Source organism: Azospirillum agricola, assembly GCF_020005195.1.
Classification (GTDB): domain Bacteria; phylum Pseudomonadota; class Alphaproteobacteria; order Azospirillales; family Azospirillaceae; genus Azospirillum; species Azospirillum agricola.
Map to the genome: position 1 here is coordinate 645,589 of NZ_JAIFZR010000001.1, position 24,914 is coordinate 670,502.

General features: G+C 69.7%; 11 protein-coding genes. 7 read left to right on the forward strand and 4 right to left on the reverse strand.

The window, feature by feature from the left end:
• Positions 1-80: 80 nt before the first annotated feature.
• The gene (locus JN22_RS02690; RefSeq protein WP_085552414.1) at positions 81-1,487 is read right to left on the reverse strand and encodes a caspase family protein; all 1,407 of its coding nucleotides are present in this window, start codon (positions 1,485-1,487) and stop codon (positions 81-83) included.
• A 1,254-nt stretch (positions 1,488-2,741) separates the two neighbouring features.
• Here JN22_RS02690 and JN22_RS02695 point away from each other — a divergent pair.
• From JN22_RS02695 to JN22_RS02725, 7 genes are all read left to right on the forward strand, one after another.
• The gene (locus JN22_RS02695) at positions 2,742-7,271 is read left to right on the forward strand and encodes a DUF6603 domain-containing protein (RefSeq protein ID WP_085552415.1); all 4,530 of its coding nucleotides are present in this window, start codon (positions 2,742-2,744) and stop codon (positions 7,269-7,271) included.
• 9 nt (positions 7,272-7,280) lie between these two features.
• Positions 7,281-9,605 (forward strand): hypothetical protein, encoded by a 2,325-nt coding sequence (locus tag JN22_RS02700; RefSeq protein ID WP_085552416.1) that lies wholly within the window; start codon positions 7,281-7,283, stop codon positions 9,603-9,605.
• Between the two features lie 18 nt (positions 9,606-9,623).
• Complete coding sequence (locus JN22_RS02705) at positions 9,624-13,337, forward strand: hypothetical protein (RefSeq protein WP_085552417.1); 3,714 nt, start codon at positions 9,624-9,626, stop codon at positions 13,335-13,337.
• A gap of 32 nt (positions 13,338-13,369) precedes the next feature.
• On the forward strand, positions 13,370-14,857 hold the full coding sequence (locus tag JN22_RS02710; protein ID WP_085552418.1) for a hypothetical protein: 1,488 nt from the start codon (positions 13,370-13,372) through the stop codon (positions 14,855-14,857).
• A 60-nt stretch (positions 14,858-14,917) separates the two neighbouring features.
• Positions 14,918-15,976, forward strand: a complete 1,059-nt coding sequence (locus JN22_RS02715) for a hypothetical protein (RefSeq protein WP_085552419.1) — start codon at positions 14,918-14,920, stop codon at positions 15,974-15,976.
• 204 nt (positions 15,977-16,180) lie between these two features.
• A complete protein-coding gene (locus tag JN22_RS02720; RefSeq protein WP_143268116.1) occupies positions 16,181-17,746 on the forward strand; it encodes a tetratricopeptide repeat-containing sulfotransferase family protein in 1,566 nt (521 codons plus the stop codon).
• A 5-nt stretch (positions 17,747-17,751) separates the two neighbouring features.
• A complete protein-coding gene (locus JN22_RS02725) occupies positions 17,752-18,960 on the forward strand; it encodes a glycosyltransferase family 9 protein (protein WP_085552421.1) in 1,209 nt (402 codons plus the stop codon).
• Here JN22_RS02725 and JN22_RS02730 read toward each other — a convergent pair.
• The 3 genes from JN22_RS02730 to JN22_RS02740 form a co-directional block, all read right to left on the reverse strand.
• The gene (locus JN22_RS02730) at positions 18,929-19,447 is read right to left on the reverse strand and encodes an invasion associated locus B family protein (RefSeq protein WP_085552422.1); all 519 of its coding nucleotides are present in this window, start codon (positions 19,445-19,447) and stop codon (positions 18,929-18,931) included. The genes JN22_RS02725 and JN22_RS02730 overlap by 32 nt on opposite strands.
• An 8-nt stretch (positions 19,448-19,455) precedes the next feature.
• On the reverse strand, positions 19,456-23,310 hold the full coding sequence (locus tag JN22_RS02735) for an autotransporter domain-containing protein (RefSeq protein WP_085552423.1): 3,855 nt from the start codon (positions 23,308-23,310) through the stop codon (positions 19,456-19,458).
• A gap of 1,015 nt (positions 23,311-24,325) precedes the next feature.
• Positions 24,326-24,847, reverse strand: coding sequence for a helix-turn-helix domain-containing protein (locus JN22_RS02740; RefSeq protein ID WP_179166023.1), 522 nt, complete (start codon positions 24,845-24,847; stop codon positions 24,326-24,328).
• Between the last annotated feature and the right edge of the window lie 67 nt (positions 24,848-24,914).

The following is a 24,914-nucleotide window of genomic DNA, read 5'->3' on the forward strand; positions in this document are numbered from 1 at the left end:
GGGTGAAGCCTCCGTGGGCCGGAATGGGGAGAACCGTTCACGTTCCTTATCGGGATGGCGGCGGGGAAGCCGGGCGCGGCTCAGTCGAGCCGCACCGAATCGAGAAGGCTGAGGTCGCCCGACAGGGTGGGGTTCTGCTGGCCGCGGCTCGAGCGTTCGGTTTCCTGCGCGGCGCTCTGGAAGGCCGAACGCAGGGTGCCGCCGCGGGCCATCGCCTCCAGCCAGGCCAGGGTGAACAGGCTGCCGTCGGCCCCTTCCAGGGCGTACTGGTCCTCGCGGGCGGCGGCCACGACCAGGCCCTTGACGTCCGGAACGCCCAGGGAGGTGCCGTCGACGCCGCCCGGCAGATCCTTGCGGCGGGCGCGGGCCCCGCCGGCGGGAGCGCGCGGCGGCGTGGTTCCCAGGATGCCCTTGGTCAGGAACTTGGTGCGGGCGCCGGTCACCGTGAACGACTTGCGCAGTCCGCCGGAATGGCAGGTGTCGAGCACGCTGACGACCCGGTTGGTGCGGATGCGGCCGACCATCTCCGCGAAGCGGTCGTCGCGCACGATGTCCTGCTCCGTCGGATAGGCCTTGCCCTCGACGTCGAACGGGATGAACACCTCGTCGAGGCCGTCCTCGGACTCGTCCCCGTCGTCGTCCGGCACGGTGGAGCCGTGGCCGCTGAAATAGATCAGCACCAGATCGTCGGGGCCGGCGTTGGCGGCCAGCCACGCCATGCCGGCCTCGAAATCGCGGCGGTAGGCGTTGGCGATCAGCCGGACGTTGGACGCCGGCACCCGGAAGAGCTGGGCCGCCTGTTCGGTGAAGCGGCGTGCGTCGTCGTTCGCCCGCACCAACGGGGTGACGTTGGCGCCCATCCCCAGGAGCCACGTGCGGCCGGAGCCCGCGGTCTGGGTGGCCGGCCTTACGGGCGGGGCCGGCTGGCTCACCGGACCGCCGGGCGGGACGACGTCGTAGGTCACCTTGGCGGTCGCCCAGTCGGCGGCCGGCAGCCGGGTGATGGGGGTGATGTCCTTGGCGAGGGCGGCGGCCGACTCGAATTTGGGCGTGCGCGGCTGGGCGTCCGGCGCGCGGGTCCACACCAGATAGCTGTCCTCGGAGCCGTAGGGCGGGTTGACGCGGAAGGCGTGGCTGGCGCTGGCGTCGCCGGCGCAATAGCGCTGGCCGCCCTTGACCGGCACCGGCTGGCCGGCGTCGGTGTAGGGAAAGATGCGCGCCACCCGGCCGGAGGTGCCGACATTCCACAGAGTCACGTAGCCGGACTGGCTGGCCGAGAAGCAGATGCGGGTTTCCGTCCCCTCGCGAAGAACGGGGCCGTCGACCTCGATCGCCAGATCGACCGCGGAGGCCGGGTTGACGGGAACGGCGACGATGTCCTTGGGGACGGTGGACAGACGTTGCGACCATGCCGTCGGCACGCTCCCTCCGCCCGCATGAAACCAGGCCGCGGCGGCGAGCACGGCCAGCAGGACGAGTGTCTTCATGATGCCCTCTCCTGGACGGCCAGCCCCACCGGGCCCGCGGCGTGTGGGTCAAGGCGTTGGAATGCAATTAAAGAGGGAGATTTCATCGCCCATAAGTTTTCAAACATCATCAGCGATGCTCTTTTTTCGGAAAATCCAATGGCGGAAACCGACGAATCGAGAGGAATTTTCGATGATTGTCCACCATAACGGTAACCTCCGCTCGTGAGAAGGCTCAAGCGCCGCCGGTCATGCCGAGCGTCTCCCGAGCGTTCCGGTCCATGCGCTTTCGCGGATGGGGGCCTGCGTTGCGCGTGCCCATGAGGCCTATCGGGATGATCGCTTCCGGCCGTCCGCCAAGCCCGCTACCCGGTGAGGTTTCACAGGACATCGCTTGGGACGCCGCCGATGACCGGCGCCCGCTGGATGTTTCGTCCAATGTCTGGCTGCAAAATGTTTCTGTTTCGTTCGTATGGCGTGCCTCTTCGCCCCTTTGGGCGGGTCGCTTCGGCGAAGAGAACACTTTTTAGGAATCCGTAAAAATATGTTGATGAGGTATGAGTGCATAGGATAGCATGATTACAAATCAAAGTAGAAAAATAGAAAAATAATAACTTTAAAGTTGCCGATCCCGTGCCACGCTTTGCGTGTTCCGGCGGTTCGAGAGCAGAGCCTCGGGCTGTTGCTCGTTCGATCCTTCGGGGGTGTCGGTTGAGCTGAAAACCGCATGATGCAGGAGCCCTCGATTGCTTGCGCTTTCCTCCTCGTCATTCCCAGGCTGGCGGGGCCCAGCCGTCATCATGGCGGCAACATTGGGAACCCCCGGGCGTCGGCCCTTGCTGGAATGGCGGGGCGTGATGGCTGAAGCGCCGGCGATGGCCCCTCGACCGAAGAGGCTCTGATCCGCCCGGATCCGGGCGGTGCAAGGCGTCATCCGCTCCAGTGCCCGGCGATAAAGACAAGGTGCTGACAAGAAAGGATTTTCCCTATTATCAAGCATTTATATCGCAATTTTCTAAATTGCGTGATGTGGGGGAGGCCCATGGCTTTTCCCACCAACCGTTCCTCCCGCCTTTCACCCTCCGCTTCCCTGATCGGCTGACGCTTTTCCGTTCGACCGCCCCCCCTTCGTCGCGTCCGCCGCCCGGGGCTTCTCCCCCACGCTGACACGCCCCCGCTGAACCGGCGGCAACCTTCGCCGCCGGCCGGTCGGGGCCATGGCATCGGCTTCCGGGAGCGACCTGGAGGAACCCGCAAAACAACCGCGAGGCAGCGATGACCCTGTCCGAGTTGAAGGCCCTGATCGAAAGCAAGAGCGGCGACGACGGGCTGACGCTGTCGGCTGACGACGACGACTTGCCCGACGAACTGACCGGCCTGCTGGAAACGATGCCGGACGGTGCGATCACGCTGGTGCTGGCCGAGAATGGCCTCGATCTGGACGGCTCATCGCTCACCATCACCGGCGCCGTGACCGCCGACTGGGGCGTCACGGGCCTGACGGCCTCGCTCGCGGTCGGCGCCGTCGCGATCACCATCGAGGAAACCGAGTCGGGGATCACCGCCGGCTGCGTGCTCGACGCCGCCCTGACGTTGGGTCCGGCCACGCCGCCGGTGTCGGTGACCTACGACGACGGTCCCTGGCTGGTCACGCTGACCGGGACGCTGAACGCCGTGAGGCCGGTCGATCTGTTGCGGCTCGGCCCTTCGAACGGCCAGCCGATGCCGATTCCCGAGGATCTGGATTTCCTCGGCGAGACGCTGAGCGTCCTGCCCGACGATTTCGAGATCGCCTTCCATCCGGCCAAGGACGACGAGGCCACCGAATGGAAATTCGGCATGCGGGCGCCGGCGACCCGCTGGGAGATCGCGCCGCCGACCCTGGTCTTCCAGGGGATCGAGTTCCGCGCCGCGCTGTCGACCGAGGAGATGCCGGTGATGACGGTGGCCGGCCGTCTGACCGTCGACGCCGTCGCCCTGCTCGTCGAGATCGACCTGTCGACCGAGGATGAATGGCCCGTCACCCTGCGTCCGGCGACCGGCACGGCCTTTCCCGGCCTGGCGGCGTTGGCGGGCTGGAACGGCGGCGCGACGCTGGCCGGCGCCGCGGCCGACGGCGTCGCCACGCTCGGCCTCGACCGTTCCGCCTTCGACCTCGCGATCAAGGCGGTCACGCTGGCGGTGGAGTGGCGCAAGCGGTCCATCGCGTCGTTCAAGATCGCCAGCGCGCTCACCGTTGCCGAGCTGCCGCTCGATGTGGTCCTGAGCCTGCCGGATCTCGCGATCACCGGCGCGCTGAAGGAGAAGGCGCGGGTCAAGGTCAAGGCCATGGTCGCGGCGGCCGGCCTGCCCGACGCCGGAGTCCCGGATGCGCTGGCGGTCGACGCCGTGGCCTTCTCGGCCAAGCCCCGCAAGGGCAGCTACGCGCTCGAGGCCGGCGTCACCGGCGTCTGGGCGGCCGGGCCGGTCGCGCTGGAGAGCGTCGCGTTCGCGCTGACCTACGGTCCCCAGGAAAAGCCGGACGAGGAAGCCGAAGGCGAGGAGGCCGAGGAGGAGAAGCCCGCGGCCGATGACGGGGATGGCAAGCCCGGCGGCGAGGACGATGGGAAGGAGGAGGGCGGGAAGGAGGAGGACGGGAAGGAGGAAGGGGAAAAGGAGGAGGCCAAGGGCGGCATCACCGCCGGGATCACGTGCCGGCTCAAGCTGGGCGGCGACCTCACCCTGGCGCTGGAGGGCGGCTATGCCGGGGCCGAGACCGGCTGGCGTTTTTCCGGCGCCCAGACTCCGCAGTCGCGCTTGTCGATCGGATCGCTGCTGGCGGCCCTGGGGCGCGAGTTCGGTGTCTCCGATCTGCCGGCGCCGCTCAAGGATCTTGCCCTGACCCGCCTGTCGCTCTGTTACGAGACGGGGGACGGCACCTTCGCCTTCGCCTGCGACGGCGGCTTCACCGTGGCGGACAAGGCGGTCGACATGTCGGTGTCGATCCGGATCGCCAGGGATGGGCCGAAGGCCGGAAGCAAGGGGTACGCCGCCACGGTCGGCGGCGCGCTGACGATCGACGGCTTCCTGTTCGCCATCACCTTCGACCGGGATTCGGACTCGGATCTGCTCGTCGCGCTGTTCCGGCACGACGAGACGCGAACGGTCGATCTGGGCCGTCTGGTCGCCGGGGTCTCGCCGTCGCTCGGCGCCCTGGTTCCCGGCGGCATCGCCGTCGATCTCGAAGAGGCCAGGTTCCTCTACTGGTCCGACGGCAAGGCCAAGCGCTTCGCCTTCGGCCTGGGAATGGACGTCGTCGTCGATCTCACCCGCCTGCCGCTGGTGGGCGACCGCCTGCCGGCGGACGAAACGCTGGCGATCGACAATCTCCAGGTGCTCTACGCGTCCGCCGCCATCGGCGCGGAGGAAACCGGCCGGATCGCCGCGCTGCTGCCGGAGGAGGCCACCGGCTTGCCGGAGGACGGCCTGTCGAAGGGGGTCGGCATCAGCGCCGACATCCGCTTCGCCGGCACCAGCCTCGCCCTGCTGCTGCCGGTCGGCGACGGCCCGGCCAGCGAAGCGGCCAAGCCGGAGGAGGATGAGGAGGCCGGGGAGGAGGCCCCGTCGGACGGCACCCGCTGGTTCAGCATCCAGCGCCAGTTCGGCATCTTCCAGTTCAACCGCATCGGCGTCGGCTTCGCCGACAACGTGCTGAGCCTGTCTCTCGACGCCGACATCGCCCTGGGACCGCTGACGCTCAGCCTGGACGGGCTGTCCGCCGGTTCGCCGCTCGACGCGTTCGATCCGGTCTTCGACCTGCATGGCCTGGGGGTGGACTTCCAGAAGGACCCGCTCGCGATCTCGGGCGCCCTCATCAAGCTGCGCCGCAGCGAGCTGGCCGCCGGGGTCGATTTCCAGTTCGACGGCGCCTTCTCGCTGCGTTTCAAGCAGTTCGGCCTCGCCGGCATCGGCTCCTACGCGCGGATGACGTCGGGGGACGCGTCGCTCTTCCTGTTCGTCCAGGTGCTGGCGCCGCTGGGCGGCGTGCCGCCGATCTTCATCGACGGGCTGATGGCCGGCGGCGGCTTCAACCGCGAGCTGGCGATCCCCGGCATCGACGAGGTGCAGAGCTTCCCCTTCCTGCTGCTGGGCCGGCCGCCGACACCCGGAAGCGAGGCCGAGACGTTCACGCCGATGGACGTGCTGCACGTCCTGGAGGGCAAGAAGGCGGTCGGCGACAACGTGAAGCCGCGCAAATGGGTGGTGCCGCGCATGGGGTCGCTCTGGCTGGCGGCCGGGCTGCACTTCACCGCCTTCGGCATCATCAAGACCCGCGCGCTGCTGATCGTGCAGCCGACCGGCGACTTCACCATCGCGCTGCTCGGCATCGCGTCGATGCAGTTGCCGGTGCCGGCCGAGGGGGTGCCAACCTACGCCTTCCTCGAACTGCAACTGCGCGCGGTGTTCCAGCCGACGCTGGGCGTGATCGAGGCCTCGGCCGTCCTGACCAGTTCCTCCTACCTGCTGACGCGGGAGTGCCGGCTGACCGGCGGCTTCGCCTTCAGCCTGTGGTTCCCGCCCAGCCCCCACGCCGGCGACTTCGTCGTGACGGTGGGCGGCTACCACCCCGCCTTCAAGGTGCCGGCCCATTACCCGAAGGTGCCGCGGGTCGGCTTCAACTGGTCGGTCAGCGATTGCGTGACGGTGAAGGGCGAGGCCTATTTCGCGCTCACCCCCTCCTGCATCATGGGCGGCTGCGCGCTGGAGGCGCTGTTCAGCGACGGCGACCTGCGCGCCTGGTTCATCGCGCGGGCCGATTTCCTGGTCTCCTGGCGGCCCTTCTACTTCCTGGCCGAAATCGAGATCAGCGTCGGCGTCTCCTACCGGCTGAACCTGCTGTTCTGCCACAAGACGCTGTCGGTCTCGGTCGGCGCCGCGCTGACGCTGTGGGGGCCGCCGACCGGCGGCAAGGTCCGCGTCGACATCGTGGTGGTCAGCTTCACCGTCCGTTTCGGCGCCGACTACGGCAGCGGCGCCAGCAAGCCGCTGGACTGGGCCGGCTTCTCCGCCATGCTGCCGGAACCGGACGCGATCTGCGTGATCGCGCCGGGCGCCGAACTGAACCGCACGGTCGACGACGCCGCAAGCTCCAGCAGGAAGCGCTGGGTGGTGCAGCCGCGCGGCTTCAGCTTCACGACCCAGTCGGCCATCCCGGCCAGCCGCCTCGTCTGCGACGGGCCGGGCGACACCGGCCTCCGGACGCACGCCGCCGGCGCGGGAATCGACATCCGCCCGATGAACCGGACCGGCGTGGACTCCATCCACCGGGTCCGGATCGCCCGCGAGACCGTGGACGGCCCGGAGGTCGATCTCGACGGCTGGCGGTTCGAGCCGCGCACCCAGCCGGTGCCGAAGGCGCTGTGGGGCGAGCCGCCCAGCCCCTTCACCCACATTCCCGACCGCCCGTCCGCCGACATCCTGCCCGACACCCCGACCGGCTACCAGGTGACCACGCCGTCGCCGGTCCGGGGCGCGATGGCGGGGCCGGCGCCGCGCCACCGGCTGATGCGGGACTACATCAGCCCGCCGGGACAGGCGCCGCTGCGGCCCGGAACGGCGGCGGCCACCGCCTACCGGCCCGTCCGGGACAACGTCACCATCGGGCAGATCGCGGCCACGGCCGGCGACACGGCCCACGCCGCCCGCCAGTCGATCCTGGACGCCCTGGACGCCGCCGCGGTCTACCGGGGCCGCTGCGACCGGCTGGAGGGTCTGGCGGGCCGGGCCGGCTCCCTCTTCACCTACGCCCCTCTGAAGCAGGACTGAGGAACGACCATGCCGGACGCCTCCGCTGCCCTCCCATTCGGCGATGTCGCCTTTTACGACAACCTGCTCCCGGCGACCCGCGCCGGGCGCTACTGGGTCACGGTCACCCACGAGCTTCCCGACGGCGTCCGGTCGGGCGCTCCCTTCTCGGCGGTGCAGGAATTCCTGGTCGAGGCGCCGCAGTTCGCCCTGGACGCGTCCGACATCCTCAGCATGCACCCGCCGCGCGGCGCGACCGGCCTCTTCGCCGAGCAACTGCCGCATCTGGTGTTCCGCGAACCGTCGCTGCCCTGGGAGCGCCGGGTCGGCGGCGACGCCCGCACCCCCTGGCTCGCCCTGCTGGTGTTGACCGAGGACGAGCTGGACGGAGGCGGCAGGGAGGAAGGGGGAGGAACCGGCGTGGTCACCGCCCGGATCCGGGACTTTCTCGCTCCCGAGCCGGGCGTGCTGAAGCCGGCGGTCGTTCCGGACGGCGAGGTCGATCCGGACACCGCCTGCCGTTACATCCGCCTTCCGGCCGACCGCTTCGCCGCGCTCATGCCCCGCCGGGAGGAACTGCGCTTCCTCGCCCATTGCCGGCGCTCCGGGGTCGGGGACAAGGCGGCGCAGAACCTGAACACCGAGGGCCTGGTCTCGGTCGTCGCCGCCAACCGCTTTCCGGCGCATCCGCCGGACGGGGCGTCGCCGGTCAAGAACATCGTCCATCTGGTCTCGGTCGAAGGGCTGGAGGACTGGCTGGTCGAGCGGCCCGATTTCGCCGGCGGGACCAGCGTCGCCCTGCTGTCGCTCGCCAGCTGGAGCTTCCAGTGCGTGCGGGACCACGCGGTGGATTTCCAGGGGCTGGTCGAGGGGCTGCGCGGGGGCGCGGACCAGGAGCCGGACGCGCTGTGGCTGCGCCTGCCCCCTCCCGCCGCCGCCACGGCTGATCCCGATCCCGCCGCCCTGGAGGTGTCGAACCGGCTGTCGCAGGGCTTCGTGCCGCTGGCCTGGCACACCCGGACCGGCGAGACCGCCTTCGCCTGGTACCGTGGCCCGCTGACCCCGGTCCAGCCCGCCCCGCTCACCAAGCCCGGATCGCTCACCAAGCCCGGACCGCTGCTGACCGCCGACGCCGCGATCATCTACCAGCAGCGCTTCGGCATGTTCGACCTGTCGCTGGCGGCGGCGTGGGAGGCCGGGCGGACGGCCGCGCTGTCGGACAAGGATTTCGCCCGCCGTCTGCTGGCCTTCCGGCGCTGGGCGATGAGCTATGTGGACGGGCTGCGCGAACGGCTCGATGCGGTCGGCCCGCCCGCCCGCAGCGAAGGCGCGGCCCTGGCCGACGGCCGGTCGGCGCAGGAGCGGCTGCTGTCGGTGCTCGATGCGGGGCTGGTCGATCGGATCGGCGGGCTGGGTGCGAGGCTGCTGACCGGAACCGAAACGGCTCCGCGCCCGTCCGGCGGGGACGCGCCGGCGGCCGATCCGCAGGCCGCGGTCCGCGACCTGCTGGAGAACCCGGCCGTCCAGGAGATGATCGAGGCCATCGTCAGCGAGGACGCCCAGGGCCTCGCCAGCTGGCTGGCGCGGCTGACGCTGTTCCATCCGCTGCCGTTCAACCTGCTGGTTGCCGACGAGCGCATGCTTCCGGCGGAGTCGCTCCGCTTCTTCCGGGTCGACGCCAACTGGGTCGATGCGCTGGTCGACGGCGCGCTCAGCCTCGGCCTGGAATCCAGCCGCCAGACCGTCTTCAACGCGCTCACCCGCGGCGTGCTGGGCCGGCTGGCGCGCAAGGCGGCGCAGGATCTGCGGCGTCAGGCCACGGGGGTCGAGCCGGTGGGGGCGAGCGTCGGGCCGGACGGCGACGGGCAGACGATCAGCGGCCTGCTGCTGCGTTCCGCCCTGGTCTCGGGCTGGCCGACCCTGTCGGTGCAGCCCTACGCCGGCGACCAGCCGGTCAAGATCCTGCGGATGGACCATCTGTCGCCGACCGTGCTGCTCGTCCTGTTCGCGGGCATCCCCGACCGGATCGAAATCGCCGAGCCGCAGGAGGGCTTCCGCTTCGGCGTCGACGGCTCCGGCACGGCGACCTCGCGCCGGCTCGAAGGGGCGATCGGCGAGCAGGTCGGCGGCCAGGTGCCGGTCTACGACGCCCATGGCCGCGAAACCCGCCAGATGCGCGACCGGACGAGCCGGGTCCTGAACCTCGCCCCCGGCGGCGCCGGGCTGGTCAGGACGCTGGGCGACGCCCTGGCCTCGGCCGGCGCGCCGGCCGGCGGTCCGCTGGAGCCGGCGCAGTTCGCCCTTCAGATGATCAAGTCGCCCGAGGCGATCGTCTTCCACTGCCAAATCCCCTAGCCGTCGACGGAGCTTGCGATGCCCCTGCCCTCCCTGATCGTCCCCATGCGATGCGAGGCGATGGTCGCAAACACGGCCGTGGTCAAGCGGACGGCCTTCCGGCAATGGCCGTTCAACTATCTCGCCCTGCCGGACTTCCGCAGCCCGGAGCCGGAGCCGCTGTCGGGTCTCGCCAAGACGAAGGACGTCGGCGTCTTCGTGCATTGGACCCTGCCGGCGGCGCTCCGCGAGGGGCGGCAGGACGCCGCCACCGGCGCCATCGTGCATCCGCTCGTGCCCAACCGCTGGCTGGTGGTGCGGGTACGCGGCAGCGACCGCCGCACCGTCACCGGCTGGGTGGTGGAAAGCGACTGCCCCAAGATATCCAGGAAGACGCCCGGCGATTCGGCGGACAGCTCGCTCTACCTCGTCGATCCCCCGGTCGTCGAAATGTGGCGGAGGAGCGGCGATCCGATCCGCGGCGCCTTCGTGCCCGCCGCCGACGGCCAGCCCAGCACCCCGCGGATCGGCGTGCGCTTCGAACTCGACGGCTGGAGCGAACGGGCGGCGGATTCGGTCTTCCTCACCGCCGTCGCTCCGGCCAACCCGCTGTTCAGCGGTTATTTTCCCCATCACCGCAACGTCTTCGGCATCTACGACCAGCTCACCGGCATCGACAGCGACCAGCTCAGCTATTACGTGGTCGGCTGGTATTCCGATCCGGCGCGCGACATCCTCGCCACCGCCACCGGCGACACCCAGGCCGAGCTGCTGGCGGCGCTGCGCTGGGCGCTGGACAATGGGGATGAAGGGGGGGACGGCGCGGCGGGAGGGCCGGCGGTGACCCGCAGCTTCTACACCGGGGGCTGCTTCGGCATCGACTGGCAGCGCAACGGGCCGGCGCCGGAGCCCGACGCCCTGCACGACATCACCCGGAATCCGACGCTCAACATCGCCATCGCCAACACGCCGGTCGACGCCTTCACCGCCATGGTCGGCGTCCTGCTGAAGGAGCCGGGGACGACGGCGCTGCTGCGCGCCTTCAACCATGACCTGCTCGACGTGCTCAATCAGGTGAATGGCGGCGCGCTGCTGGAACAGCGCATCCGGCAGGAGTGGTTCGGCTCGGTCCGGGGCGGCGACCGCTGGGTCATCACGCCCGAGGATTCCGAGACGCCGGCCGAACTGACCGACGCCGAGACCGTCTGGCTCAACGCGCTCAACCTCAATCAGGCCGAACTCGACGGGGCGCTCGACCATGTGTTCGCGCTGCAATGGCAGGTGAACGCGATCTGGTACAAGCGCGGGGTGCTCGCGGGGATCCGGCCGGTCGACCGCCCGCCCGCCGCCGAACTCGACGCGGCGCTCGACCCCGCCCGGCCGGACAGCCCGGCCGCCCGGCTGGTCGCCGCCCTGGAGCGGGTCAGGACGCTGCTGGCGCGTGTCCCGCGTCCCCTCGCCACGGCCGGCGCCAGCCGGGAGCAGGCGTACCAGGCCGGCATCGCCGATTTCGCCGCCAAGCGGGGCCTCGGCGCCGGCAAGCGGCTGAAGGCGGATGTGCCGCCCCGCCATTGGCGGCCCAACAACCCGACCATCGTCCTGTCCGGGGTGAAGTCGCCCTACGCCGCCGATCCGACCAAGGCCCTGACGGTGCGCCTGTCCGGCCGGATCGTCTCCGGCCTCGTCGTCGGCGAGGGGGCGCCGCTCTCGCGCGCCACCGCCGCCGCCGCGTTGCCGGCGCTGCCCAATCTGGCGGCGCTGCCCGAGCCGGTCGGCGCGCTGGTGGACGAGCTGTTCCTGCTCGACCCGGCCAACGCGGCCAGCCTCGCCGCCGCCGCCGGCGTCGGCAGCGGGGTGGTCGCCGCCATCCAGGCCGCCGGGGATTCGGCCGCGCTCGTCGGCCTGCGGCCGGAGCTGACCATCGCGCGCTGGAGCCAGGACTGGGAACCCCTGTTCCTGGAATGGCGCGGCGATTTCCTGCCGATTCCGCACGGCGCCGAGGACGACGGAAACTGGCATTTCGACGGAACCGACTACCGTTTCGCCGGCAGCGGCGTCGCGAGCGTCGCCCAGCAGGTCGGCGGCATCTCGCTGCTGAGCCCGCAGACCCAGCTCGTCCTGGGGGCCCGCCTCAAGACCTTCCTCGACAAGTTCGGTGCCGGCCAGGAAGGGCTGGGCGCGATCTACGAACGGATCGGCGAGGTCTTCGGCTGGAAGTTCCTGACCCAGGAGCTGGTGGGCTTCAACGAGGGGCTGCTGCGCCGGGACACCCGCGCCTTCCGCCGGCCCTGGCCCGGCGAGACGATCGGCGGCGGCGGCGGCACCCGGCACCGCCTGTCCGACCTTCTCGGCTACGACGACCCCGGCGCCGGGGCGGAGGCGCTGCCGGACGCGCTGCGCGGCCGGGTCGACAGCGTGCCGATGACCCAGTCCGGCGCCTTCCACGGAATCCGCGCCGGCCAGTTCTACTTCAACGACGTCATCCTTTACGACCGCTTCGGCCGCGTGCTCGAGTTCATCAGCCGCGGCACGCAGCAGGGGCTGAACAGCCACGACATCTTTCCGGTCCTGATCGACGAGGCATTTCGCCCGAACGTCAAGCTGGCGGCGAGCGCCGGGGTGAAGTCGGTGATTGAACTGCCGCCCCGGCTGGTCCAGCCGGGACAGGTCGATGTGCAGCTCATCGACAACAGCGACGACGGCGTGACCCTGGCGGCGGATGTCGACGCCAACCCGGTCTGCGGCTGGCTGGTGCCCAATCATCTCGACGGCAGCATCCTGCTCTATGGCCCCGACGGCGCCAACCTGGGCGACGTCCGCCTGCTGGTCGATATCGACGGCGACACCCGCCGCGCGGTCTGGGCGCCGCCACCACGGGGCGACGTCCGCAGCGTCGAGGATCTCGGGCGGGTCTCGCCGCATCTGCGCGACTTCGTGAAGTCGCCGGTCTTCCAGCAGAAAGAGTCGTTCAACGCCTTCCTGCGCGCGATCGACTCCACGCTCTGGACCGTCGATCCCCTGGGCGGCCGCACGAACGCCAACCTGACCAGCCTGGTGGGGCGGGCGCTGGCGCTGGTCCGGGTGCGGCTTCGGCTGCGCCACAGCGGCGCCCCCTTGAGCGATCCCGGCTGGGCGAACACCCTGCGGGACGAGGCGCCGGCCTGGATCCGGCAGAAATACGCCCTGCGCCTGGGCGACCAGGCGACGCGTCAGGACGGCACCATCGGCTATTTCGCCGGCACCGACTACGACGTCTTCAACAGCGTGGTCCCGCCCGACGACGGGCAGGCCTATGTCCGGCAGATCGGCCCGCTGGGTTCCGGGCGGAATTATCCCCGCCTGTCCTTCGAGCCCGACGACAGCGTCACGCTGACCCTGCTGCTCGATCCGCGCGGCAGCGCGCGGGTCTTCACCGGCCTGTTCCCGGTCAAGACGCTGGAATTGCCGAACCGCTTCGTCGACGGGCCGCTGTCGCGGATGGCGCTGACCTTCCGGATGGGGCCGATCCTGACCACCCTCCACGCCGCGACCAGCGCGGACGACCGGCCGCCGCCGTTCGAAAAGGCGATCACGCTGCCCCTGCCGGCCGAGCAGGGCGGCAGCTGGTCGTGGTGGGAGGCGGTGGCGGACGCGGCGGAGGCGACCGGCCACGACATCACCGCCGCCACGCCCAACGCCGTGCTGCCGCCGGTGCCCAACTCCCTGCGCGAGGGGATGCTCCAGCTCCTGATCGACCTGACCGAGAAGAAATAGCCGGCCCGACCCAAACACAAGACAGGTGCACCATGACCGACGCCCTTTTGACCTACCAGACATCCTTCCTGCCCGAGACGTTGCAGGTCAACCAGAGCGGAAGCGTGATCATCAACCCGCGCCAGGGCGCGACCCCGTGCTGGTGCAGGGCTCTTACCTTCATCGTGAAGACAGCGCCGGATCCGGACTATCTCTTCCTCGCCTCGCCCGGCCCCACCGTCGAATACAACAACCGGAATTGGGTGCCATCCGAGGAGAAGGTCGTTGCCGCCGCCGATTACGGGCTGGGCGTGGGCGACGCGAAATATTTCAAGTTCCACTGCGAGGATGAGGAACACCAGCAGATCACCTACGACCTGGAATTCACCATCACCGGGCACACCACGTCGGAGGTGACCACCAGCACCATCGTGGTCATCGAGGAGTCCGGCACCTCCCCGTCGTCCTTCACGGAGAAGGAGACCGATCTGCCGGTTCCGGTCACCACCCTCAGCCTGTTCCTCCGCAATTTCATGGCGACCGCCGACGGCAAGCCGGGGGTTCCGTGCACGCAGTTCAACCGTGGCGACAAGATCGTGCTGTCCTGGGAGAGCAGCGGCACCCATTTCACGCTCTACTCCGACAAGACGGGGGAGATCTGGAGCGGCGGCGACAAGGGGCGGTCGATCGACGCGGGGCTGGCGGCCGACACCACCCTGGTGCTGGCGGCATCGCTGCCGATGGTGGGGGAGGACGCCGAGGCCGATGGGGACCTCGGGCTCGGGCTCGGCTCCAAGCTCTACGCCAGCCTGACCGTCACCATCGCCGATCCGGCGATCCTGACGCCGCACGAACTCAAGGTCGCGGGACCGTCAACGCTCACCGGCGCCCTGAACGTGAGCGGCGCCACGACCCTTACCGCCGCACCGCCCGCCGCCGCGCTGACCGTCGCCAGCGGCCAGACCGCGCTCAAGGACACCACCGTCACCGGCGCTCTCGGCGTCACCGGCAACCTCGACGTTGCCGGTAACCTCGCCGTCACCGGCACCGTGAACGCGACGGGCGCCCTGACCGCGCAGAGCAGCCTCGCCGTCAGCGGCGCCCTGTCGGCCGTCGGCCCCGTCGCCATCCTGGGCGAGCGGCTCTCCCTGACCGAGCGGCTCGGCATCTACGCGGCCACCACCGACGGCTATGTGATCGGAAACATCCAGTGCTCCGGAAATTTCCCGACGCGGGCGCAGTTGGGGTGGATCTGGGCAAGCAGCGGCGACCAGACCGTGACGGCGACCGGCGGCTCGACCGTCTTCTGCTTCGTGCCGAATGGAAGACAGCTCTGGATGGGCTCGAACAACCAGAGCCTCAATCTGCCGGTCCGCAAGGGCGAGAGGTTCACCATCGGCTTCGCCATGGAGACCGAGACCAGCGTGGTCAAGCCGACCTATTCCTTCTTCTGGATACCCTTCGGCACCGGCAGGCCCGACTGGGTGGGCGAAGCCCCTGCCCCCTCGATTCCCACCAAGAGCGGTGTGTTTCCGATCTAGCCCGGTCTCCGGGCCGGCACGCGCGCCGCGCACAACCTCGCATCAATCGGGAGACGATAAATGGCCGAAAAGCGAAAGATCACCCTGCACGTCAAGAACGCGACCCAAGGCATGATGTGGCGGCTCGCCTACGACCTGTCGCATGGGAAGTGGAAGCAGCAATCAGCCGAAACGATCGCCTCCGGCGCCACCGACACCTACATTTCGACCGGCATGAGCGATACGGCCACGGGCACGACCGGCTATGTCCGATATCTTCTGTGGGACCGGATCACGACCGTCCAGCTCAATTGGAGCATCGGCTACAGCGCCAGCAACAGCGGCGGGCCCGTGTTGGACGGGAACACCAAGGACGCATTCCGCGCCTTACTCACCAATGACTCCTACAGCGATGGGGTTTCGTTCCCGCAGGCCGGCGACGCCAACACCTATTGGTTGATCAGCGACGTCGCGGCCGTCAGGACCAGCCCGGACGGGTTGCGCTCGGCTTCCGACCGGAGCGGGTCGCTGGCCGACCTTCTGGCCGCCCGCCTGGCCGGATTGTCGCGGGTGGATGTGGGGGACCGGCGGATCGACATCCCCGGCGCCCTGCACGCGATCCCCTGCGGGAAATACGACGAGGCCGACCTGACGCGCCTCTCCGCCGGCCGGACCCAGGCCTCGCTGCACGAGGTCCTGGAGACCAAGCTGCCTGCGATCGAGATGCTGAAGTTTCTCGGTTCGAGCGATCTCGTGCCGGCGTGGCACGCGGCCACCGTCTCGGCCGACTTCGTTGACGAGAAGCTGGACATCATCCCGGACCTCCGCATCCGGAGACTGGTCGAGGGGGCCGTGTCGGCTGTCCGCGACGCCCTGAGCGGAAGGCCCATCGCCTACGTCGACGATCTGGCCGGAGAGCTGGAGGCGGCCAAGGCGGCGCTGATGGGCTCGGAGCACAGCGAGGACATGGCCGCGCAGGTGGCCATGGTGGAGGCGGCGCTGGCCCTGCTGCATCAGAAGCCGTCCTCGATGCTGGAGACGGTGGGTTCCAGCGTCCGCGCGACCGTGGAGAAGGATACGGTGAAGTTCGCCCGCCTCTCCGGCGAACAGTTGACGCGGCTGCGCGCGATCATCGGCTGACCGGAGCGGCGAAGGGGCTTCCGGTCGCGGGAATGGCCGCCCGGCTCGGCTGGGGGGACGACGCGGATCCGCATGGGCGTGCGGTGATGATGGACAGGGAAGGCTCCGGCGGCTTGCCGTCGCTTCGGCTCTTCATTATCCTGCGCCGCACCACGCGCCCATGCGGGCGTCCAACCGCCATGGCGCCCGCCCGTCTTGCCGATCATGCCCGACGACCTTCCAAGCGCCTCCCCCGACGCCGCGGCGCTGGAGCGGCGGTTGCGGGCCGCGCCCGACGACCTTCCGGTGACGCAGGAGCTTGCCGGGCTTCTGTTCCGGACGGGCCGCGCGGCGGAGGCCGAGGTCCACGCCCGCAACGCGGTCCGGCTGGCGCCGGAAAGCGCGCGTTCCCATGCGCTGATGGCGCTGGTCCTGGCCGAGACCCGCCGGCCCCAGGCCGCCGAGTTTCATTACCGCCGGGCGCTGGCCCTGGCGCCGCCGGACGCCGCGACGGTGGCGAATCTCGCCTGGAGCCTGATGCGGCAGGGCCGTCTGGACGAGGCCCGGCGGACCTACCGGCGGGCCGTGGCCCTGCACCCGTCCATCGCCCTGACCTGGCACGGCTGGGCGCAGACCGAGGACGCGGCCCGCGATCTCCCTGCCGCGCAGCGGTTTGTGGAGCGCGCCCGGCGCCTCGACCCCGGCCATCGCGGCGCCAGCACCTTCGCGGCGGCCCTGCTGGCCCGGCGCGGCGAGCCGGAACGGGCCCTGGCGGTGCTCGACGCCGCCGCCCAACATGGTGCCGACCCCGACGCACTGCTGGAGAAGGGGCGCGTTCTCGACCGGATGGGCCGTCACGACGAGGCGTTCGCCGCCTTCGCCGCCGGCAAGGCCCTGCTGCGGCAGGCCGGGCGCCGCTACGGCGAGGAGCCGGCGGTGGACCTGATCGCGCGCCTCGCCAGCTTCTTCGTCGCGCCGCGCCTGCGCCTGATGCCGCGTCCGGACACGCCGGCCGCCGGGGCGCAGCCGGTCTTCGTCGCGGGCGCCCCGCGTTCCGGCACCACGCTGGTCGAGCGGATCCTGTCCTGCCACCCGGCGGTCGCCGCTGGGGACGAATTGCCGTCCCTCGGCGCGGTGGTCCAGGCGCTGCCGCGGATTCTGGGCAGCCCGCTGGCCTATCCCGAAGCGCTGTCGGAGCTGTGGATGGGCGACCAGCGCGACGGGCTGGAGCGGCTGCGCGACGCCTACCTGCGCCACGCCCGCAAGCTGGTCCAGCCCAAGCCCGGCCACACCCTGTTCACCGACAGGATGCCGTTCAACGAGACGCATCTCGGCCTGATCGCCCTGATGTTCCCCACCGCGCCGGTCGTCCATGTTCTGCGCCACCCGCTCGACGTGGTGCTGTCGATGATGGGAACCAACCTGACCCACGGCTTCCATTGCGCCAACGATCCGGAGACGGCGGCCCGCCATGTGTTGCGGGTGTACGATCTGGTGGAGCATTACCGGCGCGAGATGCCGCTGCGCTACCTGCCGCTCCGCTACGAGGATATGGTGCGCGAGCCGGAACCGGCGGTGCGGCGGTTGCTTGGCTTCCTCGGGCTGGGCTTCGACCGGCGCTGCCTGCGTTTCGATGAGAACCGGCGCTACGCCCGCACGCCCGGCCACGCCAAGGTCGCGGAGAAGCTCCACGGCCGCTCCGTCGACCGCCACCGCGCCTACAGGACCCATCTGAAGCCGGTGATCCCGATCCTGGAGCCGGCCATCCACGGGCTGGGCTACAGCCTGTAGCCGCCATGCCCGTGCTCCCATCCCACAGCGACCTGTGCGAAATCCGCCGCCGCGAGGGCCGGCTGGACGAGGCCGCCGCCCATGGCCGCCAGGCCGCCGCGCTCGATCCCGGCGACGCGGCGGGCTGGTACAATCTGGGGGTCGCGCTTCACGACCGGCTGGAGATCGGGGCGTCGATGACCTGCGAGCGGCGGGCCGTCCGGCTCCGCCCGGATTGGCCGGCTCCGCATTTCGAACTGGCGGAGGGGCTGCTGCTCTCCGGGAGGTTGGAGGAGGGCTGGCGGGAGTATGAATGGCGCTGGCGCCTTCCCGGCGTGCCGCCGCCGGTGCCGCCCGCGATTCAAAAGCGATGCGGGCAGGCTGCCGCGCGGCCCTGGGATGGGCGGCCCATGCCCCGCGGCGCCCTTCTGCTGGTCGCCGACCAGGGCTTCGGCGACAGCATCCAGTTCGCGCGCTACCTGCCGATGGCGGCGGCGCTCTGCCCGAATCCGGCGGTTGCCTGCAGCCCGGAGATGCTGCCGGTGATCCGCTCGCTTCCCGGCGGGCACCGGGCCTTCACCGCCTGGGAAGAGGCGCCGCCCTTCGACGCCTGGGCCGCGCTGTCCAGCCTGCCGGGGCTGTTCGGCACGGCGCTCGGGACGATCCCGGCCGCGGTCCCCTATCTGCGGGCCGAGCCGGAGCGGGTGGAGCGCTGGAAGGGGCGCCTGGCCGGGCTGCTGCCCAGCGGCTACCGCCGCGTCGGGCTGGTCTGGGCCGGTCGCCCGACCCACGGGAACGACCGCAACCGCTCCATGCCGCTGGCGCGGCTGTCGCCCCTCCTTGCGCTGGAGAGGACGGTTCTGGTGTCGCTCCAGAAGGGCCCGGCGCAGGCCGAGGCCGCCCGCGTCTATGGAACGGCGCCGCTGGTCAATCTGGGGCTGGAGCTGGAGAGCTTCGCCGACACCATGGCGGTTCTGGCGCAGCTCGACCATGTGGTCTGCGTCGACACGGCGGTCGCCCATCTGGCCGGGGCGATGGGGCGCCCGACCGCGCTCCTGCTGCCCCACGCGCCGGACTGGCGCTGGCTGCTCGGCCGTGGCGACACGCCCTGGTACCCCACCGTCACCCTGCATCGGCAGCCGGCGCCCGGACAATGGGACGAGGCCGTCCGCGGCGCCGCCGCCGCGGTGGCTGGCGGCACGCTCAGGGCTTCAGGGCGGCCAGCCCGTCGGTGACCCCCTTGGTGGAGATCGGGAAGGCCAGGGACTGCGCGCCGCCGTAAGGACGGAGGGTGATCCGCGCCCCCTTGGACCGGCGCAGCGCGGTCAACGCCGCCTCGTCCATCGGGGCGTTGGCGAGGCAGCCGTCCTGGACGCATTGCTGGTAGGCGAGGGGCAGCGGCTTGCCGTCGTCGATGGTCAGGGCCGCCCCGGCGCGCAGATCGACGCCCAGCGGCAGGATCACCACGATCACCCCCTTGCCGTCCGCGGCGAAATAGCCCACCGACACCTTGAGGATGCGGGTGGCCTGCTTCGCCTCCTTGTTCTCCACCACGCGGGTCTGCGACAGGAAGCAGCGCGGCTTCCCGTCGGCGGGCGTCTCGCATTCGGTCTGCCAGTCGCCGAAGGTCCTGCCCGGCTCCACCGCCCCGGCGGGCGCCCCGCCCGCGAGAAGGGGGAGCGCAGCCAGTGCCCCTGCGATGACGACCTTGCGCACCGCCATCGGCCCCCTCACAGCGTCCACTTCAGGCCGGCGGTCGCCGACAGGCTGTTCTCGCGGGCGCGGATCGCGTCCTGGACGCCGACGGTGGCGCTCAGCCGGTCGTTCAGGGCCACGCCCAGCCCGGCACCGATCACCAGGGCGTCGCGGCCCGGCTTGCTGGCGTCGGCGGCGAAAGCCGCACCGCCCAGCCGGTTGGTGGTGGTCGCCGTGGCGTCGGCGAAGTCGTGCTCCCACGCCAGGGCAGCGCTCGGCGCCAGGCGCCAGCCGCCGACCGTCACGCTGGTGCCGGCACGCACGCCGACCGCGCTGCGCAGGCTGGTCCAGCCCGCCGCCTCGACCTCCAGCGCCACGCCGCCGCCCGACTCCCGGAACCCCTCGCGGGTGATCCGGTCGAAGCGCAGACCGGCCCGCGGCTCGATCCAGGCGCTGCCCGACCCGGCGAACGCCATGCGGTGCCCGGCGGCGAGCTCGACGGAAAAATCATGACCGTCCGCCGTGCCGGTGGCGCCCTGCGCCAGCCCGCCGAAGACGACGCCGCGCGACGTGTCGTAGCGGGCGTGGCCGTAGCCGACGGCGCCCTCCACATAGGGGCTGTCCGCCGCGCCGCGCAGGCTCCAGGAGCCGTAGAGCGTCGCCTGGTAGCTGTCCACGTCGGCCTTGCCCAGCCCGTCGCGGGAGGTGACGCGGTTGCGCAGATAGCCGAGCGCCACGCCGCCGCTCACGCCGTCCTCACTGCTGCGGTCGACGCCCAGCAGGAAACCGCCGATCCGTTCGGTGGAGCCGGCGGCGTTGCCGTCCGAACCGGTCCGGCCATAGGCCGCCAGCGGCTGGCCCCACACGCCGCCCGGACCGTGGGTTCCGCCGCCGGTCCCGCCAATCGCACCGACGGCGCGCGTGCCGTTGCCACCACCGTCCAGCCGGACGCCGGACGAGGCCGCCTCGCCGCCACGCAGCGCCGCCAAGCGGCTTTCCACCGCGCTCCCGAACAGGCGGCGGCTGTTGCGGTCGGCGGCCAGCGTGTCGGCGTGCAGCTTGCCCGAGAGCTGGTCGAGCGCCCCGGCGATGCCGCTGCCCGGCAGGCCGTAGAGTCCGCCGAACAGCGGGGCGGCGACGCCCTCCAGCCGCGCCCCGGCGGCGGGGCGCAGCGCGTCCACCGCCGCGCCGGCGGCCCGCCGGTTGGGCGTCCCGCCATGGGCCGCGTAGCCGGTCGGGGTGACCACCAGCCGGATGGCGGTGGCATCGTACAGCGTGTCGAAGCGGGTGCCGGCCTCCAGCCCCGCCTCCGGCTGCGTCACGGCGGCGAAGCCGCCGGACACGCCGTTGTCCGCCTGGACGATGGTGAAGCTCTGACCCAGCGTCGCGGTGTAGGCGTTGGTGGCGTCGCCGCTGATGCCGCGCAGCACGGGGACCAGCGTGCCGGCGGCGGTGAAGGCCGCTCCCTGCGCCCGGATCTGGTCGTGCCGACCGGCGCCGAAACCGGCGGCCGGGCCGTCGATCTCGGCGCGCAGAACGCTGGTGCCGGTCAGCGTCACGGCCGACTGGAAGGTCAGAACGCCGGGAGAGTTGCCCGGCGACAGGGTGCCGGACAGTGTCGCCGGGCCAAGGACCGTGCCGCCGCCGCCGAAGGTCGAGCCGGCGCTGGTGGTGAGGGAGCCGGCGATCACCCCGTTGACGGACACCGATCCGCCGTCCCCCACGGTGACCGTGCCGGTGCTGCCCGTGGCGGCCACGGTGACGGTGCCCTCGCCGACCGTGACCGGGGCCATGACGGCACCGGCCAGGGTGGCGTTGCCGCCGGAGGTTACGGTGACCGCCCCGTTGACCGCACCATAGGCGGCGACGGTCAGGGTTCCGCCCTGGACCGTCAGCGTGCCGCCGACGCCGCCGCCCTCGACCACGGCAACGGTGCTGTTGGGAGCGACCGTCACCGGGACCGCGACGATGCCGCCGACCGTCGCGCTGCCGCCGCTGTTCACGGCCAGCGCACCGCCGGCGACCACGCCGCTCTTCTCGATGGTCAGGGCCGCGCCGTTGGCGACGGACAGGCCGCCCGCGTTGGCAAGCTGGCCGGAGACGACCAGCGCGCCCGGACCGGACACCGCCAGCGCGCCGCTGCCGCCGACGGCGCCCGCAAGCGTGACGGATCTGCCTTCCGGTGTGATGGTGCCGCCCCGATCGGTCACGGTGACCGATTGGCCGACCGTCAGTGGCGCGCTCGGGCGCAGCGTGCCGCCGTCGAAGGTGATCGTGCTGCCCTGGACCGCGCTGTCGCTGTCGGTGAAGCTTGGGCGGCTGGTGTCGATCACGCCGGTCGGCGGTGGCGGTGGCGGTGGCGGTGGCGGTGGCGGTGGCGGAGGTGGCGGAGTCGGAGTGGGATCAGGATCGGGGGTGGGAGTGGGTGGTGGTGGCGGCGGCGGCGGTGGTGGTGGTGCTGGCGGAGGTGGCGGTGCCGGTGCCGGCGGCGGCGGCGTCACTTTGGTCAGGGTGAGCTGAATCTGATTGTTCGCCGTATCGAAGGTGGCCGTCGGGGCCAGCGTCGCGTCGCTGTTGGTGACGGCGGTGAAGGCGCCGGACAGGCCGCCCGTCGCGGTCAGGATGGTGTAGGTCGTGTTGTCGCCGTACCCGCTCCCGGTGGAGGTGACCGACAGCGCGCCGCCCATGGTGGCCGTGCCGGTGACGGCCAGCTTGCTGGCGGTGGATGAGGTCGTCCGGATCGCCAGCGTGCTGCCGCTGTCCTGCGTGTAGTTGCCGGTGATCGTCAGGGTTCCGGGCGTGCTGGAGCCGCCGGGCGACAGGGTGGTGCCGGACGGGCTGGTCACGGTCCCCACGACCGTTCCGGTTCCGGCGAGCGTCGTGCCGCTGCTGAGTTGCAGCGCCGTGGTGAGGGAGCCGTTGACGCGCAGCGTGCCGGTCTGGACGTTCGTGGTGGTGGCCGAGCTTGCGCCGCCCAGCGTCCACTCGGTTGCGTCCACGGTCAGGGTGGTCAGGCCGGACACCGGTCCGGACAGGCTGCCGCTTCCCTCCAACCGCAGGACCTGATTGCTCCCCGCGGCTTGGATGCCGCCGACCAGGAGGCTGCCGTTTTTCAGGTTGATGAGGCTGCCGGTTCCACCGTCCACCGTCCTGATCGCGCTGTAGCCGTTTCCGGCGGCGATCGTTCCATGGTTGACGATGGTCGACCCACCGCTGACGGACAGCGCGTCGGCGGTACCGATGATCGTGCCGTGGTTGGTGATGACGGAGGTCCCGTTCAGCCCGTTGACCGTGACCGCCGGGTAATCCGCCTGCAAGGAATCCGTCGCCGGCCGCACGTTCTTGATCAACGCCGTCGTGTTGGACGGCGACCCGTTGGTGAGGTTGAGCGGATGGTCGGATTTGACGGCGATCCAGTTGCCGATGACCGTTCCGGTGTTCTCGAGCACCGACGGCAGGCCATGCAACGAGGTGGCGAACACGATGCCTGCGAATGTGTTCGGCGCCTCGACCCGTCCGGAATTGATCACGGTGCCGTTGTGCTCGCCGTAAATGCCGTCGGCCTGGGAGTAGTTCGCTTCGAGCGATATTTTGATCGTGCCCTGGTTGGTCAGGGTCCAGCCGCCGGAAGATTTGACCCACACGCCGGTGGACTGGTCGTTGACGCCGTTGCCGGTGCCGCTGTCGATCACGCCGCCGGTGCTGGTGATGAGAATGCTGCTTCCGGTCGGCTCGAAGATCTCGCTCTGGACCGTGGACAGCGTTTCCGCCGACGCCGCGCTTCCGGCCAGCGACACGCCGAGCGCGATGGGGGCCGCAACCATGGCCGGAAGGCGACCGCCCGACAGCAGGCTCTGACGGATCGACTCAAGGCGTGACGGCGGCGGCATGGGCGATTCACCTTGCAAGCGGGGCGCAGTGTTGTGGCCAATGGATTGCACGATCCAATCGTAACGTGCATTTCGCCTTTTCGACAAGATGAAACCATAATAAATGCTGACTGTTCATAATCAACATTTTCTAATATTTAAAATCGTCACAAATCGTAACTGGAAACGGCCAGTAAATGTGAGGTCTGAACAGCATTCAGGGAATATGTTTTGTGACTGTTTATGGGGTGTACCAAAAGCACCGGAGCGCTGTTGGCGTTTGACGCGCCACCTGTCCGAACTGACAGCCTGGTTCGGAAGTTCTTCTGACTGGGGAGGGGGCGGAGGCGGCTGCTGGTTGGCGGGGAAACGCACCGCCGAAGACCGCCGATGCGGTAGTAGGGGCCCAGCGCTGAGCGATGATCAGTGTCGGTTGGCCGAACCACGGATCCCGGCGGCCATTCCCGCTGTCCTTCGCTGGGCCATGGTCCGTCGCTGCTTCCGGCCTTCCTGGAAACCGGCCTTCCTGGAAACCGGTATGTGGGAAACCCCGTGCCACCAAGCCATGCGATGCCGCCGCGCAAACAGGAGAGCCGCCTCGTTCATCCGAACCGAAGGCGGTTTCCTTCACCGGACATCTGGAACATGCTGTGGGAGAACGGCTGGTGCCGCTTGCGCAATGCGGACGTGCTGCGGCTGTCAACACGGAAACCGGTGATATAGCGGAAATTATTCTGCAACGGTAAACCAAGATTATTCTGCAATGGCAAAGATAAAACGACTTTCTAATCAATGGGTTACATGAAGCCGAACAGGGCCGCAATAGCTTGGCGTTGCAGAGGCAGGCTCCGCAATCGGCATGGTCAGATAAGCCATTGATATATAAGAAAACGGCTCCCCCAAGCGGGAGCCGTTTTCTTGTTGCGGAGCCTATTGAGGACCTATTGCGGAGCCTAGTTCGGCCCTTGCCAGTCAGACACAAAAAAGGCCGGGCAACGTTTGGACACGTTGCCCGGCCTGAGTTGGTGCAATCACGCTATCGGTGGGTCGGCTGAACCGTGTTGATGACTTGGCGAAAGGCATCGCTAAGTTCATCCAACGGCATCTGATCAAGATCGCGACCAGCAAGTACCGTCTGGACATCACCAATGCGAAGTTTTTCCATCGCACGAATAGCGCCACGAAACGACATGGCTTCATACTCTGGCATATTCTCTTTTACATCTCCAAATTCCCATGGGTTCTTAAATGTAAATACATTGTCAAAATTGCTAAAACGGGCGCGAAGTTCCTGATAGTCCCTCATAGTTATTTCGCGCGCAATAGTCGGAACAGACCTAAAGAATTTTTCTCCTTCTCCAGTCAACAGCCAGTGTAAATTGATACCGGTTGCGCGCGCAATTTTTGCGAGGGCTTCGGCGCCGGGGTTTTGCTTGTCAGAAGCATAATTCTGGACTGAGCTGTAGACCAGTTGAGCCCTATCACTGAGCGCCGCCAGCGACATTCCACTTTCTGCAAGCGCGTCCCGCAACCGCGAGCCAAAGGTAGTCTCGACCATAGATGCCTCTTTTTCAGGTTGACCACCTACTATAATAGGTGCCATACTATCATGCATGGATGCCCAT

Excerpts from the sequence above, each read along its gene's own strand:
- JN22_RS02710 (WP_085552418.1), top strand. The coding sequence starts at position 13,370 with ATGACCGACGCCCTTTTGACCTACCAGACATCCTTCCTGCCCGAGACG.
- JN22_RS02705 (WP_085552417.1), top strand. The coding sequence starts at position 9,624 with ATGCCCCTGCCCTCCCTGATCGTCCCCATGCGATGCGAGGCGATGGTC.
- JN22_RS02720 (WP_143268116.1), top strand. The coding sequence starts at position 16,181 with ATGCCCGACGACCTTCCAAGCGCCTCCCCCGACGCCGCGGCGCTGGAG.
- JN22_RS02735 (WP_085552423.1), bottom strand. The coding sequence starts at position 23,310 with ATGCCGCCGCCGTCACGCCTTGAGTCGATCCGTCAGAGCCTGCTGTCG.
- JN22_RS02730 (WP_085552422.1), bottom strand. The coding sequence starts at position 19,447 with ATGGCGGTGCGCAAGGTCGTCATCGCAGGGGCACTGGCTGCGCTCCCC.
- JN22_RS02695 (WP_085552415.1), top strand. The coding sequence starts at position 2,742 with ATGACCCTGTCCGAGTTGAAGGCCCTGATCGAAAGCAAGAGCGGCGAC.
- JN22_RS02690 (WP_085552414.1), bottom strand. The coding sequence starts at position 1,487 with ATGAAGACACTCGTCCTGCTGGCCGTGCTCGCCGCCGCGGCCTGGTTT.
- JN22_RS02740 (WP_179166023.1), bottom strand. The coding sequence starts at position 24,847 with ATGGTCGAGACTACCTTTGGCTCGCGGTTGCGGGACGCGCTTGCAGAA.
- JN22_RS02725 (WP_085552421.1), top strand. The coding sequence starts at position 17,752 with ATGCCCGTGCTCCCATCCCACAGCGACCTGTGCGAAATCCGCCGCCGC.
- JN22_RS02700 (WP_085552416.1), top strand. The coding sequence starts at position 7,281 with ATGCCGGACGCCTCCGCTGCCCTCCCATTCGGCGATGTCGCCTTTTAC.
- JN22_RS02715 (WP_085552419.1), top strand. The coding sequence starts at position 14,918 with ATGGCCGAAAAGCGAAAGATCACCCTGCACGTCAAGAACGCGACCCAA.